The 18,266-nt window shown below is 67.3% G+C and carries 11 protein-coding genes, 1 pseudogene and 1 riboswitch; of the genes and pseudogenes, 10 read left to right on the top strand and 2 right to left on the bottom strand.

Features of this window, described 5'->3' with window-relative positions; all coding sequences use genetic code 11:
• The 10 genes and pseudogenes from WAX14_RS18605 to WAX14_RS18560 form a co-directional block, all read left to right on the top strand.
• A pseudogene (locus WAX14_RS18605) lies at positions 1-660 on the top strand (NADP-dependent phosphogluconate dehydrogenase); the annotation flags it as partial.
• Between the two features lie 10 nt (positions 661-670).
• Positions 671-1,558 (top strand): DMT family transporter, encoded by an 888-nt coding sequence (locus WAX14_RS18600; protein WP_422629525.1) that lies wholly within the window; start codon positions 671-673, stop codon positions 1,556-1,558.
• Between the two features lie 214 nt (positions 1,559-1,772).
• The gene (locus WAX14_RS18595) at positions 1,773-3,164 is read left to right on the top strand and encodes a hemolysin family protein (protein ID WP_422629527.1); all 1,392 of its coding nucleotides are present in this window, start codon (positions 1,773-1,775) and stop codon (positions 3,162-3,164) included.
• The gene (locus WAX14_RS18590; RefSeq protein WP_422629524.1) at positions 3,161-4,249 is read left to right on the top strand and encodes a hemolysin family protein; all 1,089 of its coding nucleotides are present in this window, start codon (positions 3,161-3,163) and stop codon (positions 4,247-4,249) included. Before WAX14_RS18595 ends, WAX14_RS18590 begins: the two co-directional genes overlap by 4 nt.
• On the top strand, positions 4,246-5,202 hold the full coding sequence (locus WAX14_RS18585; protein ID WP_422629523.1) for a 3-methyladenine DNA glycosylase: 957 nt from the start codon (positions 4,246-4,248) through the stop codon (positions 5,200-5,202). The genes WAX14_RS18590 and WAX14_RS18585 overlap by 4 nt, the downstream gene beginning before the upstream one ends.
• Positions 5,203-5,276: 74 nt before the next feature.
• On the top strand, positions 5,277-7,460 hold the full coding sequence (locus WAX14_RS18580) for a malate synthase G (RefSeq protein ID WP_422629522.1): 2,184 nt from the start codon (positions 5,277-5,279) through the stop codon (positions 7,458-7,460).
• A 106-nt stretch (positions 7,461-7,566) separates the two neighbouring features.
• Positions 7,567-9,351 carry a substrate-binding domain-containing protein gene (locus WAX14_RS18575; RefSeq protein WP_422629521.1) on the top strand — a complete coding sequence of 595 codons (1,785 nt, stop codon included), beginning with the start codon at positions 7,567-7,569 and terminating at the stop codon, positions 9,349-9,351.
• On the top strand, positions 9,348-10,499 hold the full coding sequence (locus tag WAX14_RS18570; RefSeq protein ID WP_422629520.1) for a metallophosphoesterase: 1,152 nt from the start codon (positions 9,348-9,350) through the stop codon (positions 10,497-10,499). Before WAX14_RS18575 ends, WAX14_RS18570 begins: the two co-directional genes overlap by 4 nt.
• Positions 10,500-10,709: 210 nt before the next feature.
• Positions 10,710-11,480 (top strand): DUF2268 domain-containing protein, encoded by a 771-nt coding sequence (locus WAX14_RS18565; RefSeq protein ID WP_422629519.1) that lies wholly within the window; start codon positions 10,710-10,712, stop codon positions 11,478-11,480.
• 29 nt (positions 11,481-11,509) lie between these two features.
• Entirely contained in the window at positions 11,510-12,277 is a 768-nt protein-coding gene (locus WAX14_RS18560) for a MerR family transcriptional regulator (protein WP_422629518.1), read from the top strand.
• Positions 12,278-12,354: 77 nt separating this feature from the next.
• On the opposite strand, the gene WAX14_RS18555 is transcribed toward WAX14_RS18560, so the two are convergent.
• Together WAX14_RS18555 and gcvP are read right to left on the bottom strand one after the other, a co-directional pair.
• A complete protein-coding gene (locus WAX14_RS18555; protein WP_422629517.1) occupies positions 12,355-14,739 on the bottom strand; it encodes an ATP-binding cassette domain-containing protein in 2,385 nt (794 codons plus the stop codon).
• Between the two features lie 306 nt (positions 14,740-15,045).
• Positions 15,046-17,919, bottom strand: a complete 2,874-nt coding sequence (gene gcvP / locus WAX14_RS18550) for an aminomethyl-transferring glycine dehydrogenase (protein WP_422629516.1) — start codon at positions 17,917-17,919, stop codon at positions 15,046-15,048.
• A 170-nt stretch (positions 17,920-18,089) separates the two neighbouring features.
• A riboswitch (glycine riboswitch) is annotated at positions 18,090-18,184 on the bottom strand.
• Positions 18,185-18,266 lie beyond the last annotated feature (82 nt).

Raw genomic sequence — 18,266 nt, 5'->3', positions numbered from 1 at the left:
GCCGAGCAGAAGGGCACCGGCCGCTGGACCGTCAAGGCCGCCCTCGATCTCGGGGTGCCCGTCACCGGCATCGCCGAAGCCGTCTTCGCACGTGCCCTGTCCGGTTCCCGCGACCAGCGGGCCGCCGCCCGCGGCCTGGCCGCCGGCACCCTCGGCGCCACCCCCACCGACGCCGCCCGGTTCACCGAGGACATCCGCGCCGCCCTGTACGCGTCGAAGATCGTCGCCTACGCGCAGGGCTTCGACCAGATCGCCGCCGGCAGTGCCGAATACGGCTGGAACGTCGACCGCGCCTCCCTCGCCACCATCTGGCGTGGCGGCTGCATCATCCGCGCCCAGTTCCTCAACCGCATCAAGGAGGCCTACGACGCCGACCCGGCCCTGCCCAGCCTGATCCTGGCACCGTACTTCCGCCACGCCATCGAAGCGGGCATCGACTCCTGGCGTCGCGTCGTGGTCATCGCCACCACCCTCGGCATCCCGATCCCCGCGTTCGCCTCGTCCCTGTCCTACTACGACGGACTGCGCGCCGAACGACTGCCCGCCGCCCTCACCCAAGGCCAGCGCGACTTCTTCGGCGCCCACACCTACGAACGCACCGACCGGCCCGGCAAGTTCCACACACTGTGGAGCGGTGACCGCAGCGAGGTCGAAGCCTGACCCGCCTGCCATGACCGGCACCGCGGCAGCATCGGTGGCGTGCGCCCTCGCCGCCGCCGTGCTCTTCGCCGCCGCCAGCGTCGCCCAACAGAGTTCGGCCGCCGCCGTCACCGACGACCGATCGCTGCTGGGTGCGCTGGCACGCAACCCCCGCTGGTGGGCGGGTCTCGTCGGGGACGGCGGCGGCTACCTCCTGCAGGTCGCCGCCCTCGCGCTCGGCGCGATCCTCGTCGTGCAACCGCTGCTCGTGACGTCACTGCTGTTCGCGCTACCCATGTCCGCGATCGTGACCGGGCATCGCATCGGCCGCACCACCTGGATTCTCGCCGCCGTCCTGTGCACCTCCCTGTCGGTGTTCCTGGTCGTCGGCAACCCCACCGAAGGGCAGGTCGACGCTGCCGCCCGACACTGGGCCGTGCCGCTGGGTGCGGTTCTGCTGACCGTGGCCGCCGCCACCACCGCCGCAACATGTGCCGCCGCACCGCACACCCGGGCATTGCTGTTCGGCGCCGGCGGCGGCATCCTCTTCGGTGTCGCCGTCGTCTTCACCAAACACGTCACGGACCTGTTCGAACACGGACTCGGCACCGTGCTCGGTTCGTGGCAGACATGGGCGCTGGTCGCGGCCGGCCTCACCGGCGGCTACCTGCAACAACTCGCCTTCCAAGCCGGGGCACTCGGCGCTTCCCTCCCCGCCCTGACCATCGGCGAACCCCTCGCCGCGGTGTTCCTCGGCATGACCGTCCTCGGTGAACGCCTGCGCGTCGACGGACCCACCCTCGTTCTGGTGATCGTCTCCGTCGGCGCCATGCTCGCCGCCACCGTCGCGCTCTCCCGCAATCAGGCGCGGCTCACCGCCGACCGGCACCGGTCGGCCGGTATCGACCCCGCCCCGTAGAATGGTCCCCCGACCCGGACCCGCTCGACGTGCGGCAGCACCACCACGAGCCCGACGAAAGGACCCCGGTGCCCACGGCACCCACACTCACCAGCACGGCATCGACAGTGGCCACCACGGCCGACGCGGACACCGACTCCGCCGGTTCGGAGGGTTCCTCTAGCAAGCCGGGTGACCGACCCGGCGGAAATGAAACCCGACAGGAGCGGGGATGATGTCCGTCCTGCTGTCGATACTGTCCCTCATCGGCTTCGTCGCACTGACCGCAGGCACAGCACTGTTCGTGGCCGCGGAATTCTCCCTGACCGCACTCGAACGCAGCACCGTCGACGCTCATGCCCGCAACGGCGACCGACGCGCCCGCCAGGTCCAGCGCGCCCACCGCACCCTCTCGTTCCAGCTGTCCGGAGCACAACTCGGCATCACCATCACCACCCTGATCACCGGCTACCTCGCCGAACCGGTCCTGGCCCGATTCCTCGACCCGCTGCTGCGTGCCCTCGGCGTCGGCGAATCCACCGCCTCCGGCATCTCGCTGGCACTCGCCCTGATCATCGCCACATCGTTCTCGATGGTCTTCGGTGAACTCGTCCCGAAAAACCTGGCGATCGCGCATCCGCTCGGCACCGCCCGCGCCACCGCGGGACTGCAAGCCGCGTTCTCCCTGATCTTCCGATGGGCCATCCGCGGCCTCAACGGATCCGCGAACTGGGTGGTGCGCCGACTCGGCATCGAACCCGCCGAAGAACTTCGCTCGGCGCGGTCCCCGCAGGAACTTGGCTCCCTCGTCCGAGTATCGGCGGAAAGCGGCGCCCTCGACGAACGCACCGCGCTGCTCGTCGACCGCTCGCTGCGATTCGGCGGCCGCACCGCCGAAGACCTCATGACTCCGCGGGTCACCATCGAATGCCTCGACCAGCACGACACCGTGTTGGACCTGATCGACATGTCCGCCCGCACCGGCTACTCGCGGTTTCCCGTCATCGACGGCGACCTCGACGCCACCATCGGCGTCGTCCACGTCAAACACGCGTTCACCGTGCCGGGTCCGCGCCGCGCCGACACTCCACTGCACGAACTCGCCCGGACCGTTCCGGTCGTCCCGTCCACCCTCGACGGCGACGAAGTGATGGAACGTGTCCGATCCGACGGCATGCAGGTGGCTCTCGTCGTCGACGAATACGGTGGCACCGCCGGCATCGTCACCATGGAGGACCTCGTCGAGGAAATCCTCGGCGACGTCCGGGACGAGCACGACGAACCACAACCCGACGCGCAACGCCTCGACACCGGCTGGTCCTGCTCCGGGCTGCTGCGCACCGACGAGATCGCCCGCATCACCGGCTACCACGCCCCCGACGGCGACTACGAAACACTCGGCGGGCTGATCCTCACCGAACTCGGCCGCATCCCCGAGACCGGCGACGAGATACTGCTGCCGACACGTCCCGGCGACGACACCGAACGCTGGTGTGCCCGGATCCTTGTGATGGACGCGCACCGCATCGACCGGATCCTGCTCGCTCCGGCACCCCCGCCCACCGCCGGCGGCGACGCGACCTCCGACGCCACCCCCGCCCACCGCACGGACGGAGACGAGCGATGAACGACTGGCTCGGCGTCCTGCTCACCGTGCTGCTCCTCGCCGGCAACGCGTTCTTCGTCGGCGCCGAATTCGCGCTCATCACCGCCCGCCGCGACCGACTCGAGGCACTGGTCACCCACGGCAAGAAACGCGCGCAGACCGTCATCGACGCCGGCGAACACCTCTCGCTGATGCTCGCCGGCTCCCAACTCGGCATCACCATCTGCTCGATCCTCCTCGGCCGGGTAGGGGAACCCGCCATCGCCCATCTCATCGAGACACCGCTCCACGCGATCGGACTCCCGGATTCGCTGCTGCATCCCCTCGCGTTCACCATCGCCCTCGCGTTGGTGGTGGTCCTGCACATCCTGCTCGGCGAGATGGTCCCCAAGAACATCGCCATCGCCGGACCGGAACGCACCGCGATGCTCCTCGTCCCCCCGCACCTGCTGTTCATGCGCCTGGCCAAACCACTGATCGCCTTCTACAACCTGTGCGCCAACCTGACCCTGAAGCTGATGCGGGTCGAACCGAAAGACGAACTCGAGGTCACCGTCACGGCCATCGAACTGTCGGAGATGATCGGTGAATCCCGCTCCGAAGGGCTGCTCGACGCGGAAGAACACCGCCGCCTCACCCAGGCACTGGAAACCAGCGGCCGCACCGTCACCGAAGTGATGATCCCCATCGAGCGGGTCCGTACCGTGCCGGTCACCACCGAAGGAACCACCCTCGGTGCCGTCGAACAAGCCGTCATCGACACCGGATTCTCCCGCTACCCGACCGTCGACACGGCCGGGAAGGTCACCGGCTACCTGCACATCAAAGACGTGCTGGACCTGGTGCGCGACGAGAACGCCGGCCCCGACACCGACATCCCCGCAGGCGAGATCCGCGCACTTCCGCAGGTCACACCGGCCAGCGGACTCCACGATGCGCTCGCGTTGCTGCGGCGCACCAGTTCGCACCTGGGTGGGGTCGTCGGACCGGACTCCGCCGTGATCGGCATCGTCGCCCTCGAGGACCTCGTCGAAGAATTCGTCGGTACCGTCCGCGACGCCACCCACCGCACCGCTGATCCGACCACGGGGCAACGCTCGGCATGAACAGCGAACTCACCGACAGTGAACTCACCGACAGTGAACTTCCAAGGCCGGTCGTCCTGCTCGAATCGGACTGGACCACCCGCCGCGACCGGCATCGCACCGCCGTCGACGACCTGCTCACCGGACATATGCGCCGGCGCGCGGCCCGGCAATCACATCCGGTGCACGACTTCCTGTTCACCTACTACAGTCACCGGCCCAGTCAGCTGCGCCGCTGGCATCCCGGAGCCGGCGTGGTCCTGATCGGCGGGAAGGCCCGCGCGTATCGCGACCACCCCGCCTACGAACAGGTGGTCACGGGCGGACAGCCGGGTGTCACGGTGTCCCGGCGCGCGGCGACCGATCGCCGTGACACCATCCGGTTCGTGCGGGATCTGCTGGCCGCCACCGCGTCCCGGCCGCCGCAGTTGGGCTGCTTCGGGCTGCACGAGTGGGCAATGGTGTATCGGGCGGACCGAACCGGGGTGCGGCACGGCGCGGTACCCCTGCGGCTCGGCCACGACGGCACCGATCACGTCGTGGAATCTTTGCAGTTGCGGTGCACTCACTACGATGCGTTCCGGTTCTTCACGCCCGATGCGGTCGTCCGCAACAGCGACCCCCTGACCCGGCCGTCCCAGATCGATCGGGAACAGCCCGGGTGCCTGCACGCCGGGATGGACCTATACAAATGGTGCTACAAATTGTCCCCGTTGATCGATTCCGACCTGCTCCTGGAGTGCTTCCGACACGCATGGGCGGCGCGTGAACTCGACATGCGAGCCAGCCCGTATGATCTGATCGATTACGGCTACTCGCCGATCACGATCGAGACTGCCGCGGGACGTGCACAGTACGTCCGCGAGCAGACGGCGCTCACCATCCGCGCCGCAACCCTGCGACAGGAGTTGCTGAATCGATGCACCGCCGCCCTGGCGTGTCACACCGGCACCCACGGAGCTACCGGCGGGTAACATGATTGGTGTTTTTCGTGCGGCCGCGTCGGCTCGACCGAACCGGGTGCACAGCTACCGGAAAGAGTGAGGCAATGACAGAACGCGTTCAGGTCGGCGGACTCCAGGTCGCCAAGGTGCTCTACGATTTCGTCAACAACGAGGCCATCCCCGGGTCCGGCGTGGACGCGGAGACATTCTGGGCCGGCGCCGACAAGATCGTCCACGATCTCGCTCCCCGCAACCGCGAACTGCTCGCCATCCGCGACAACCTCCAGCACACGATCGACACCTGGCACCGCGACCGGGCCGGCCAACCCCACGACGCGGCCGCCTACAAAGCCTTCCTGCAAGACATCGGCTACCTCGTGCCGGTCCCGGCCCCGTTCGAGGTCACCACCACAGGCATCGACACCGAGATCGCGACCACCGCCGGACCGCAGCTCGTCGTCCCGGTGCTCAACGCCCGCTTCGCACTCAACGCCTCCAACGCACGCTGGGGTTCGCTGTACGACGCGCTGTACGGCACCGACGCCATCTCCGAGGACAACGGCGCCGAGAAGGGCACCGGCTACAACAAGGTCCGCGGCGACAAGGTCATCGCCTGGGCCCGCGACTTCCTCGACAAAGCCGCACCACTGGCGACCGGCTCACACACCGGCACCACCGCCTACCGCATCGACAACGGCGCGCTGACGGTCACCCTCGCCGACGGCACCGGCACCACCCTCGCCCAGCCGGACAAGCTCGTCGGCTACCTCGGCGAACCCACCGCCCCGACCTCGATCCTGCTGCGCAACAACGGCCTGCACATCGACATCCAGATCGACCCGCAGTCCCCCATCGGCAGCACCGACACCGCAGGCATCAAGGACCTCGTCCTCGAATCCGCCGTCACCACGATCATGGACTTCGAGGACTCCGTCGCCGCCGTCGACGCCGACGACAAGGTCGTCGGCTACCGCAACTGGCTCGGCCTCAACCGCGGCGACCTGTCCGAATCGTTCACCAAGGGCGGCACCACCCACACCCGCACCCTCAACGGCAACCGCGTCTACACCGCGATCGACGGCGGCGACCTCGAACTGCACGGTCGCTCGCTGCTGTTCGTCCGCAACGTCGGTCATCTCATGACCAACCCCGCCGTCCTCGACAGCGACGGCAACGAAATCCCCGAAGGCATCCTCGACGCACTGATCACCAGCCTCTGCGCCGTCCACGGACTGCACACCGACGACGCCCACGGCCCGCTCGGCAACAGCCGCACCGGCTCGATCTACATCGTCAAGCCCAAGCAGCACGGCCCCGACGAATCGGCGTTCACCACCGAACTGTTCGGCCGCGTCGAGGACGTGCTCGGGCTGCCCCGCAACACCCTCAAAGTCGGCATCATGGACGAGGAACGACGCACCACCGTCAACCTCGCCGCCGCCATCGAAGCCGCATCCGCACGCATCGCCTTCATCAACACCGGATTCCTCGACCGCACCGGCGACGAAATCCACACCTCCATGGAAGCCGGTGCCGTCGTCCGCAAGGCCGCCATGAAGCAGCAGAAGTGGATCGCCGCCTACGAAGACTGGAACGTCGACACCGGCCTGGCCGCAGGACTGCAAGGCAAAGCCCAGATCGGCAAGGGCATGTGGGCCATGACCGAACTCATGCACGACATGCTCGTGCAGAAGATCGGCCAACCCAAAGCAGGCGCCAACACCGCCTGGGTGCCCTCACCCACCGGCGCGACACTGCACGCCACGCACTACCACGAGGTCGACGTCTTCGCCGTCCAGGACGAACTCAAAGGCAAGGTTCGCGCCACCGTCGACGACATCCTCACCATCCCACTCGCCGAGAACACCGACTGGTCCGACGCCGAGAAGCGCGAAGAACTCGACAACAACTGCCAGTCCATCCTCGGCTACGTGGTGCGCTGGATCGACGCCGGCGTCGGCTGCTCCAAGGTCCCCGACATCCACGACGTCGCACTCATGGAAGACCGCGCCACCCTGCGCATCTCCAGCCAGCTACTCGCCAACTGGATCCGGCACGGCATCGTCACCGAAGCCGACGTCGTCGCCGCCCTCGAACGAATGGCCCCCGTCGTCGACCGCCAGAACGCCGGAGACACCACCTACCGTCCGATGGCGCCGAACTTCGACGGCAACATCGCCTTCCAGGCCGCCAAGGACCTGATCCTCGACGGCGCTGCGCAGCCCAGCGGCTACACCGAGCCGATCCTGCATCGCGCGCGCCGCGCATACAAGGCAGCCAACGCCTGATCTGCACCAAACCAATGCGGGGCCCCGTCCGACCCGGACCGGGGCCCCGCCTCGTTTTCCGTACACTGCGAAAGCCGGACAGAGAAGAAACGAGGCAGACGAACACGTGAGTCGACATCGCGGCACCGGCGGCATCAGAGGCATCAGCAAAGGCCCGATCATCGCCGTCGTCACCATCATGCTGCTCGTCCTCGGCACCATTGGCTGGTTCCGCCTCCGCGACCACATCGACGACCAGGGAATCCAAGCCGCCCAGGCATGCGTCGAAGGCAACGCCGTCCTCGAGATCAGCGCCGACCCCACGATCGCGCCCACCCTCACCGCCCTCGCTCAGCAATGGACCGCCGACACCCCCCGCGTCATCCGCGACCACTGCCTCACCGCCCAGGTCACCGCCACCCCCAGCGCCCCGGCCGCGACACTCCTCGCCGCCGACGCCCCCTGGGACCGCACCCTCGGACCGCCACCCGCACTCTGGGTGCCCCTCGACACCCGGGCCACCGCCCGCGCAGCACACGCCGTCGCCGGACAACCCAAATCCCTCGCCACCTCCCCACTCCTTCTCGCCGTCCCACCGGAAGTCGCACGAGCACTGACCACCGCAGGCACCGACTGGACGGACCTACCGAAACTCCAATCCCGCCAGGACTCGCTCGACGAACTCGGACTACCCGGCTGGGGTGCCCTACGCCTCGCACTCCCCACCGGCCCCGGCACGGAAGCCACCACCGCGGCCCTCGAAGCCGTCGCCGCCGCCGTCACCGGCGCGGGACCGCACGCCCTCACCGTCGAGCAAGCCGACTCCCAACCCGCGGTCGCCGCGCTCACCGCGCTGGCACTCGGCGCCGACGCACTCGGCACCGGAGCCGGGCCCACCACCACCGACGCCCTGACCGCCGTCGCGACCGCACCCATCGCCACCGGAACCGTGCATGCCGTCCCGATCATCGAACAATTCCTGTACGCCGCGGTGAAAAACCACACCATCGCCGGTGTCACCACCTACCGGCCCGCCGGCCCCGCCCCGGTCGCCGACTACCCGGCCGCGATCGTCGACACCCCCTGGGTCGACGAAACCCTCGCGCGCGCGGCAGCCGAATTCGTCGACTACATCCGCCAACCCGAGCAGGCACGAACCTTCGTCGCCGCCGGATTCCGCGTCGACGGTGAACCCGCACCCACCGGCGTATCGCTGCCGTTCGAACCGCTCACCACGACGCTCGCCGCACCGGATGCCGCAACCGTCGACGCCCTGCTCCACACTCGGCTCAATCCCGTCCCGACCCGCTCGACCACCCTCCTGATCGGCACCAGCACATCCGGCAGTTCGTCATCCAACACTGCGGTGCTCACCACCGTCACCACCACGCTCGCGGCGATCCTCGACCGTTCACCCGACGACACCGCCATCGCACTCCGGTTCGCCCCGAACAGCAGTGCCACCTCGAGCACAGGCAGCGCCACCGCACTCGGCGACCTCACCCCCGAGCAACGCACGGCACTCACCGAAGCACTCACCGACGCCACCCCCGGCACCACCCCGATCACCTACGACACGATCGCCGATACCTACCGCGATGCCACCGACGGCTACGCCCCCGACCGCCCCAATTCGCTGCTCATCATCACCACCGGAACCGACGACGACACCAGCGCCCGCACGGAACTCCTCGATCTCGTCGCTGAGGAACAAGGCCGCGACCGGAACGTCCACATCGACGTCCTGATGCTGGACAGCGCCGCAACGACCACAACCCCAACCACAACGGCAACCGACAACGAAACCCTCGAAACCCTCGCAGCGGACACCGGCGGCACCTTCACCACCGTCGACCCGGAAGACACCACCACCCTGTCCGACACCCTCCGAAAGCTGATGTCGACCCCGTGATCCGACTCCTCGTCACCGGCACCTTCCTCGCCCTGCTCACCTTCTGGCTACACCGCCGCTACGTCCGCGCCCCCGAACTACGCGGCGCCGCAGCCATCACCGCCACCACAGTCCTCGTCGCCGGGGCCGCCCTCGCCCTGATCGGATCGCTCGTCGGCACCACCCTCGACCCCCAATGGTCGCGACCACTCGGCTTCCTCGGCTGGACCTGGCTCGCCGTAGTCCTCTACCTGGCGCTCGGCGCAATCGTGATCGGCCTGACCCGGCTCGCGAACCGACTGACGTGGTCACTGCGAGGGACCGAGCGTCCCACCGAACCGAACCGGCTTCGAGCACTACGCATCACCACCGCCGTCGCGGCAGTCCTCGCGTTCGGCGCCGTCGCATACGGCACCGTCGAAGCGTCGAACCCCAAGATCGAACGAGCCCAGGTGCCGCTGGAACGGCTACCGGACGGATTCGACGGAATGCGAGTCGCCCTCGTCACCGATCTGCATGTCGGCCCGGCACGCGGCGCCGACTTCACCCGCAAAGTCGTCGACCTGGTCGCCGCCGAGAAACCCGATCTGATCGTGCTCGGCGGCGACCTCAGCGACGGCACCATCGCGCGAGTCGCCGCGGACATCGAACCCCTCCGCGATCTGGACGCTCCACTCGGAGTGTTCGGGGTCAGCGGCAACCACGAGTACTACTCCGACGATGCCCTGTCCTGGCTCGACCACTGGGAAACCCTCGGTGTACAGACCCTGCGCAACGAACACGTGACGCTCACCCGCGGCACCGACAGCATCGACATCGCCGGCGTACACGACTGGACCGCCCCCGCCCCGGACGAAGCGGACCTGGCCGCCGCACTCGACGGGCGCACCCCCGACCGTTTCGTGCTGCTCGCCGCACACCAACCCCGGCAGGTGCTCGACGCCGCCGACCTCGGCGTCGACCTGCAACTGTCCGGGCACACGCACGGCGGCCAGATGTGGCCGCTCGGCGTGTTCGTTGCCCTCGCCAACCCGAGTGTCGCCGGCCTCGACCAGTTCGGCGACACCACCCTCTACACCTCACGCGGTACCGGCGCGTGGGGCCCGCCCGTCCGGGTCGCGACCCCACCGGAAATCACGATCCTCGAACTCGTCTCCGCCCCTGCCTAGCGGTACCGACCGGGGACATCGATCGAGGACATGGTTGACCTTGTCGTAACGGCAATGTCTACGGTCGCTTGTCATGACCATTTCAGTGATCGACAGTGCCTCGGATATGAGCCGAGTCCTGACGGCGGACGAGAAGGATCGCGCCGACCTCATCCGTGACATGTGGGCTCCGATGGCGGGGATGTACCACTTCATCCCGGCGGCGTGGACATGGCCACCGTGCACCAGCAGAACTTCGGCTTCCGTCCGGACTCTGCAATCGAGCAGGTCCGCGAAGGTCTGGAGTCCCTTGTCGCGGCCGATGCGTGGACCCGCATCGGAACGGCCCTCGAGGACGGCGTCGCAGCGTTGGCGTCTGCCGATCCGGGTGTGACGATCCCCGACGTGAACGCGCTGCTCGTCCTGGGGGATCCGGCCAGCAAGCACTTCGTCGACGAGGTGCAGGGAATCTCAGGATTCGGCGGTATCAGCGGCTACATCGCCATCACCGTCTGGCCCACCTCGCGCGTCCTCGATCGCCTCGAGGCGATCGCGGTCCACGAACTGCACCACAATGTGCGTTACTCACCCGGCGGGATCGTGTGGGACCCACAGACGGTGATGGTCGGCGAGCACGTTGTGGCCGAAGGGCTCGCCGACGTTTTCGCATCCGAACTGTACGGCGACGCCGGCTACACCCACTTCGTGCACGACGACACCCGCTCCGACGACCAGGTTCTGGCGAAGGTCGCCGGAGGCCTGGGCGTCACCGGAATGGCAGACTTCGCCGCCTGGGTGCTCGGCGACTCCAGCGCACAACTGTTCGGTGCCGAGCCCGTCGGCCTGCCGACCGGGGCCGGCTATGCAGCCGGCGCTCGGCTTGTCCGCGCATACCTCGACGCCACGGGCACCACAGCCGCCCGAAGCGTCCGCACTCCCACGTCCGAGATCCTGCGCATTGCGCTGCCACGGCTGGGCCTGACCACAGAAGCGGCACACTGAGCAGCACCTCGAACGACAGGAGCCCGGTGATGGAATGGACGGTGCACGAGGTCGCTGAACGCGCAGGCATCAGCGGCCGCACGCTGCGCCACTATCACCGCATCGGGCTGCTCGAGCCCGATCGCGTCGGGTCCAACGGCTACCGCTACTACGGACTCGACGCGGTCACGCGCCTACAACGCATCCTCCTGCTCCGCGACACAGGTATGCCACTGGCCGACATCTCCGCAGTCCTCGACGCACCCGAGACGCCGGCGGCCGAGGTCGAAGCACTCCAGGCACACTTGACACAGCTCGCCGAGGACCGCGCGGCCCTGGACCGACGTATCAGTGCGGTCGAGCACACCCTGCAGATGCGTCGAGAGGGCCGCGAGCCGCGCATGGATGTGATGCTCGAAGGCTTCAACGACCGCTACGAGGCCGAGGTCGTACGGCGGTGGGGGCGCGAGGCCTTCGACGCGTCGAACCGGTGGTGGCATGCCAAGTCCGTGGGACAGCAACGCGACTGGCAGGCCAGCGCGCAGACTCTGCTCACACGGTGGGCCGAGATCCAGCAAGCCGGCCACACACCCGGCTCACCAGTTGCTCGAGCACATGCCGCCATCCACATGGCCTGGTTCGCCGACATCCCCGGAACACCCACCCACGCCGGCGATGCCGAACGATCCGCCGCAATGGTGCGGGGCATGGCCGACCTCTACGAGACCGACCCCGACTTCCACCAGACCTTCGGCAGCCCAGAGGCTGCGAAGTTCGCCGCGAACGCCCTACGCATCCACGTGCAGCGTCCGGCCTGAACGAGGCGGGTGCCGCCGCCCGTTCGAGTCATGGCTGCACCACGACAAGTATCACCGACCCCACGAACCAACCCCCTTCACCGACCGACATACGCGGCGAGATGCTCGCCGGTCACCGTCGAACACTCGGCGACCAACTCCGCCGGTGTGCCCTCGAAGACAACCCGGCCACCGTCGTGACCGGCACCGGGACCGAGATCGATGATCCAATCTGCGTGCACCATGACCGCCTGGTGATGCTCGATGACGATCACCGACTTCCCCGAGTCCACCAGCCGGTCCAGCAGCCCGAGCAGATTCTCCACGTCGGCAAGGTGCAATCCGGTGGTCGGCTCGTCGAGGATGTACACCTCCCCCTTCTCACCCATGTGCGTGGCGAGCTTGAGCCGCTGCCGTTCACCGCCGGACAACGTCGTCAACGGCTGCCCGATCTTGAGGTAGCCGAGGCCGACGTCCGCGAGCCGTGACAGAATCTTGTGGGCCGCCGGAAGCTTCGCGTCGCCCTCGGCGAAGAACTCCTCGGCCTGCGCCACCGACATCATCAGCACCTCGCTGATATCCTTGCCTCCGAACGTGTAGTCGAGCACCTCCGCCTGGAACCGCTTTCCCTCACACACCTCGCAGGGTGTCGACACCCCGGCCATCATCGCCAGGTCGGAATACACGACGCCGGCACCGTTGCAATTGGGACATGCACCATCGGAATTGGCACTGAACAGGCCCGGCTTGACACCGTTGACCTTCGCGAACGCCTTGCGGATCGGATCGAGCAGACCCGTATACGTTGCGGGATTGCTCCGCCGCGAACCCTTGATCGCGCCCTGATCGATCGACACCACACCGTCCCGTGGCGCGACCGAACCGGAGATCAGGGAACTTTTACCCGACCCGGCAACACCGGTCACCACACACAACACCCCGAGCGGAATATCCACATCGACGTCCTGCAAATTGTGTGCGCTTGCCCCGCGAACCTCGAGTGCCCCGGTTGCCGATCGCACCGACGGTTTCACCGAAGCCCGATCGTCCAGATGTTTGCCGGTGAGGGTGCCGCTCGACCGCAATCCGTCGACGGTGCCTTCGAACACGATCCGCCCGCCGTCGGTGCCGGCGCGCGGCCCCAGGTCGACGACGTGATCGGCGATCGCGATCGCTTCCGGCTTGTGTTCGACGACGAGCACGGTGTTGCCCTTGTCCCGCAACGCCAGCAGCAGATCGTTCATGCGCTGCACATCGTGGGGGTGCAAACCGATCGTCGGTTCGTCGAAAACATAGGTGACGTCGGTGAGCGACGATCCGAGATGCCGGATCAGCTTGGTGCGCTGCGCCTCGCCACCGGACAGCGTTCCGGCCGGCCGTTCGAGGCTCAGGTAGCCGAGACCGATGTCCACGAACGAGTCGAGTGTCTCGCCCAGCGACTTCAGCAGCGGTGCGACGGTCGGCTCGTCCAGACCCCGCACCCACACGGCGAGGTCGCTGATCTGCATGGAGCAGACGTCGGCGATGCTCTTGCCGTCGATCGTCGACGACCGTGCTTCGGCACTGAGTCGCGTTCCCGCGCAGTCGGGGCAGGTCTGGAAGGTGATCGCACGGTCCACGAATGCCCGGATGTGCGGCTGCATCGCCTCGCGATCCTTGGACAGGAACGACTTCTGGATCTTCGGGATCAAGCCCTCGTAGGTGACGTTGACTCCCTCGACCTTCACCTTCGTCGGTTCCTTGTACAGCAGGTCGTCGAGTTGCTTCTTCGTGAACTTCGCGATCGGCTTGTCCGGATCGAAGAAACCGCAACCTCGGAAGATCCGCCCGTACCACCCGTCCATGCTGTAGCCGGGGATCGTCAATGCACCGTCGTTGAGCGACTTGCCGTCGTCGTACAGTGCGGCGAGATCGAAGTCGGAGACATTGCCCATCCCTTCGCAGCGGGGGCACATTCCGCCGGTGACCTGAAAGCTGCGGCGCTCCTTGACGGTGCGGCCACTCTTCTCCACGGTGACCGCACCGGCTCCGCTGATGGACGCGACGTTGAACGAGAACGCCTGCTGAGAGCCGATGTGCGGGGTACCGAGCCGGCTGAACAGGATGCGGAGCATCGCATTGGTGTCGGTAGCGGTCCCCACCGTCGACCGCGGGTTGGCGCCCATCCGTTCCTGGTCGACGATGATCGCCGTCGTGAGACCTTCCAGGACGTCGACGTCGGGCCGCGCCAACGTCGGCATGAAGCCCTGCACGAATGCGCTGTACGTCTCGTTGATCATTCGTTGGGATTCGGCGGCGATCGTGCCGAACACCAAAGAACTCTTGCCCGAGCCGGAAACTCCGGTGAACACCGTCAAGCGCCGCTTCGGGATCTCGACGTCGACGTTGTCGAGGTTGTTCTCGCGTGCCCCGTGCACACGAATCAGGTCGTGACTGTCGGCAAGAGGAAGTTCGGCCCGTTCAGCTCTGGTAGCAGTGCTCACCCTGTCTCCGTTCCGGTTGTCTGCGACCGCGCAACTCGCAGCCGTCGCGTGTCCACACAGCCCACGGTAACCGGGGCGGACCGGCCGATGCTTCTCGATTCCTGATCAGCCGCGCCGCCTGCTTCTCCCACGCGGTTGCCCGCCGCTCGTCGTCGTCGCGCATCCGACCCGCGTGGTCTGAGTTGTTTTGGGTGAGATGGAGTTGCCAGAGAGTATTTCTGTAATTCTCGCTGTTCCGTATTGCACAGAATTTGTACGTGGTGACCTTTTTGGGTCGACGGCCATGCCGTCGACCCAAAAAGTGAACTAGCTGCTGTAGGCCTCCAACGGAGGGCACGAGCACACCAGGTTGCGGTCACCGTGCGCGCCGTCGATGCGCCGGACCGCAGGCCACACCTTGGCTCGGCCCTTCCCCAGCGGATACACCGCGATCTCACGCGAATACGGGTGGCTCCACTCCCCCACCAGGCATTCGGCAGTATGCGGCGCGCCGCGCAGCGGATTGTCGTCGACCGGCCACTCCCCCGCCCCGACCCGATCGATCTCCCGCCGGATCGCGATCATCGCGTCGATGAAGGCATCGAGCTCGTCGAGATTCTCGCTTTCCGTCGGCTCCACCATGAGTGTGCCGGCAACCGGGAAACTCATGGTCGGCGCGTGAAAGCCGTAGTCGGCGAGACGCTTGGCGACATCGTCGACGGTGACACCGGTGTCCTTGGTGATCGGGCGCAGGTCGAGGATGCACTCGTGCGCGACCATCCCGTTCTCCCCGGTGTACAACACCGGGAAGTACTCGTCGAGCCGGCGCGCAATGTAGTTGGCGGAGGCGATGGCCGTGAGCGACGCACGCCGCAGACCCTGCGCGCCCATCAGCTTGATGTACGACCAGGTGATCGGCAGGATCGACGCCGACCCGTACGGTGCGGCCGACACCGGACCGACGCCACCGAGTTCCGGTGCCGCCGGATGACCGGGCAGGAACGGCACGAGATGCTCGCGCACACCGATCGGCCCGACACCCGGCCCGCCGCCACCGTGCGGAATGCAAAACGTCTTGTGCAGGTTCAGGTGGCTCACATCCCCACCGAACTTGCCCGGACGCGCCAATCCGACGAGCGCATTGAGGTTCGCGCCGTCGATGTACACCTGCCCGCCGGCATCGTGAACGGCCCCGCAGATCTCGGCGATCTCGTGTTCGTACACGCCGTGCGTCGACGGGTAGGTGATCATGATCGCCGCCAGCCGCTCGGCGTGATCGGCGATCTTCGCACGCAGGTCTCCCAGATCGACGTCACCGTTCGCGCGGCACGCGACGACCTCGACGCGCATCCCGGCCATCACCGCGGACGCCGCGTTGGTGCCGTGCGCGCTCGACGGGATGAGGCAGGTATCGCGATGGTCGTCGCCGCGCGCGAGATGGTAGTGCCGGATCGCCAGCAGACCGGCGTATTCGCCCTGGCTTCCGGCGTTCGGTTGCATGCTGACACGGTCGTAGCCGGTGATCGCGGCAAGCCATCCCTCGAGGTCCGCGATCAGCCGTCTGATCCCGACGGTCTGGTCGGACGGCGCGAATGGGTGCAGGTTCGCGAACCCGGGCCAGGTGATCGCCTCCATCTCGACTGCGGCATTGAGCTTCATCGTGCACGAACCCAGCGGAATCATCGTCCGGTCGAGTGCCAGATCCTTGTCGGAGAGCCGCCGCAGGTACCGCATCATCGCAGTCTCGGTGCGGTACTTCGTGAACGCCTCGTGCTGCAGAAACTCGGTCACGCGCGCAAGCGTCGCCGGAATCCCCTGCCCGCAACTCCTCTGCCCGTAACTCCCCGACACCACCGTCCCCGACGGCGCAAACACACCGATCACCGTCTCGATGTCTGCGGCGGTGGTCGCTTCGTCACACGAGATGCCCACATGATCGTCATCGACGAGGCGCAGGTTGATTCCCGCGGCCCGGGCCTTCTCGACGATCTGCGCGGCACGGCCGGGAACCGTGGTCAGGACCGTATCGAAGAACTCGGCGTGCACGACCTCGACACCGGCGGCGCGCAGGTCGGCAGCGAGCCTATCCGCGTGGCGGGCGACGCGGCGGGCAATCGCGGTGAGACCGTCGGCACCGTGATAGGACGCGTACATCGCCGCCAGGACCGCGAGCAGAACCTGCGCGGTGCAGATGTTGCTCGTGGCCTTCTCGCGGCGGATGTGCTGTTCGCGCGTCTGCAATGCCAGACGGTAAGCGGGATCACCGTCGGCGTCGACGGACAACCCGACCAGCCGGCCGGGAAGGTTCCTGGTGTGGGCGTCGTTCACCGCGAGATATCCGGCGTGCGGGCCACCGAAACCCATCGGGACACCGAAACGCTGTGTGGTGCCGAAGCACGCGTCCGCGCCCTGCTCGCCGGGCGGAGTGATCAAGGTCAGGGCCAGCAGGTCGGCGCCAACCGCCACGAGCGCACCGCGACCGTGGGCGGCGTCGATGATCGGGGCGGCGTCGAACACCCGACCGGACGCCCCCGGGATCTGCAGGATCACACCGAAGAATTCGCCGTCCGGCAGTCCGTCGTCGACAAGGTTCGCGGTGACGATCTCGATGCCGAGCGGCTCGGCGCGGGTCTCGAGGACGGCGGCGGTCTGGGCGAAGAGATCGGTGTCGACGAGCACACGCGGGCTCGTGCACTTGCGGTTGGCACGGCGGAGCAGGGTCATCGCCTCGGCGGCGGCAGTGCCCTCGTCGAGCATCGACGAGTTGGCGACCTCCATGCCGGTGAGGTCGGAGACCATCGTCTGGAAATTGAGCAGGGCTTCGAGTCGGCCCTGGCTGATCTCGGGCTGATACGGGGTGTACGCGGTGTACCAGGCGGGGTTCTCGACGATGTTGCGCAGCAACACCGGCGGCGTGAGGGTGCCGTAGTAGCCCTGGCCGATCATCGACGTCGCCACCGTGTTCTGGGTGGCGAGTTCGGTCAGCGCGGCCAACACCTCGTGTTCGGAGAGAGGGGCATCGAGCACATCGAGCCCGGCGGCGATGCCACTCGCGTCCGAATCCAGGATCCCGGCCGGCAGTGCCTTCGTCGCGAGTGCGTCCAGTGAATCGACGCCGACGACGTCGAGGATGCGACGTAGCGCCTGCTGATCGGGTCCGACGTGACGGTCGGCGAACGCGGAGGTGGCAGCAGCTGTCATGTGCGATTCCCGGGGTTCGGAGGTTCACATCCGCGCGCGGTCGCGCGGTGTGGTTCCTCCCCCTCTGTCGCGAGCTCGGCAGGGCGAGCGCCTGAGAGATTCGGTGTCCGGTCTGTCGGGCACCTTTCCCCGTGGGCGGGTGGGTGCTCCCACCGCTTTCCAGAGGCGTCGAAGCCCGCACGGTCCTCGGTACCTGAGAGATCGACGGGGAGGTGCTGCTCCTTCGGTGCCCGGATCGGATCCGGAACTCTCCCGTGCGACGGCGACGCATCAGCGATTGTAATGCACGGCACCCAGCGCGAACACCGTCATCGGCCGGCTTCGCGGTGTGACGAACGTCTACAGTC

Origin of the sequence: Rhodococcus sp. (in: high G+C Gram-positive bacteria) (assembly GCF_049299235.1) — a bacterium.
Classification (GTDB): Bacteria; Actinomycetota; Actinomycetes; order Mycobacteriales; family Mycobacteriaceae; genus Rhodococcus.
Note: the sequence above shows the minus strand (reverse complement) of the source record. Positions and strands in the feature narration are given on the sequence as shown.

What these genes read in the sequence shown, in the direction of transcription:
- gcvP (WP_422629516.1), bottom strand. Translation starts at nt 17,919, where the DNA reads ATGACAGCTGCTGCCACCTCCGCGTTCGCCGACCGTCACGTCGGACCC.
- WAX14_RS18565 (WP_422629519.1), top strand. Translation starts at nt 10,710, where the DNA reads ATGGCCACCGTGCACCAGCAGAACTTCGGCTTCCGTCCGGACTCTGCA.
- WAX14_RS18585 (WP_422629523.1), top strand. Translation starts at nt 4,246, where the DNA reads ATGAACAGCGAACTCACCGACAGTGAACTCACCGACAGTGAACTTCCA.
- WAX14_RS18600 (WP_422629525.1), top strand. Translation starts at nt 671, where the DNA reads ATGACCGGCACCGCGGCAGCATCGGTGGCGTGCGCCCTCGCCGCCGCC.
- WAX14_RS18595 (WP_422629527.1), top strand. Translation starts at nt 1,773, where the DNA reads ATGTCCGTCCTGCTGTCGATACTGTCCCTCATCGGCTTCGTCGCACTG.
- WAX14_RS18560 (WP_422629518.1), top strand. Translation starts at nt 11,510, where the DNA reads ATGGAATGGACGGTGCACGAGGTCGCTGAACGCGCAGGCATCAGCGGC.
- WAX14_RS18590 (WP_422629524.1), top strand. Translation starts at nt 3,161, where the DNA reads ATGAACGACTGGCTCGGCGTCCTGCTCACCGTGCTGCTCCTCGCCGGC.
- WAX14_RS18580 (WP_422629522.1), top strand. Translation starts at nt 5,277, where the DNA reads ATGACAGAACGCGTTCAGGTCGGCGGACTCCAGGTCGCCAAGGTGCTC.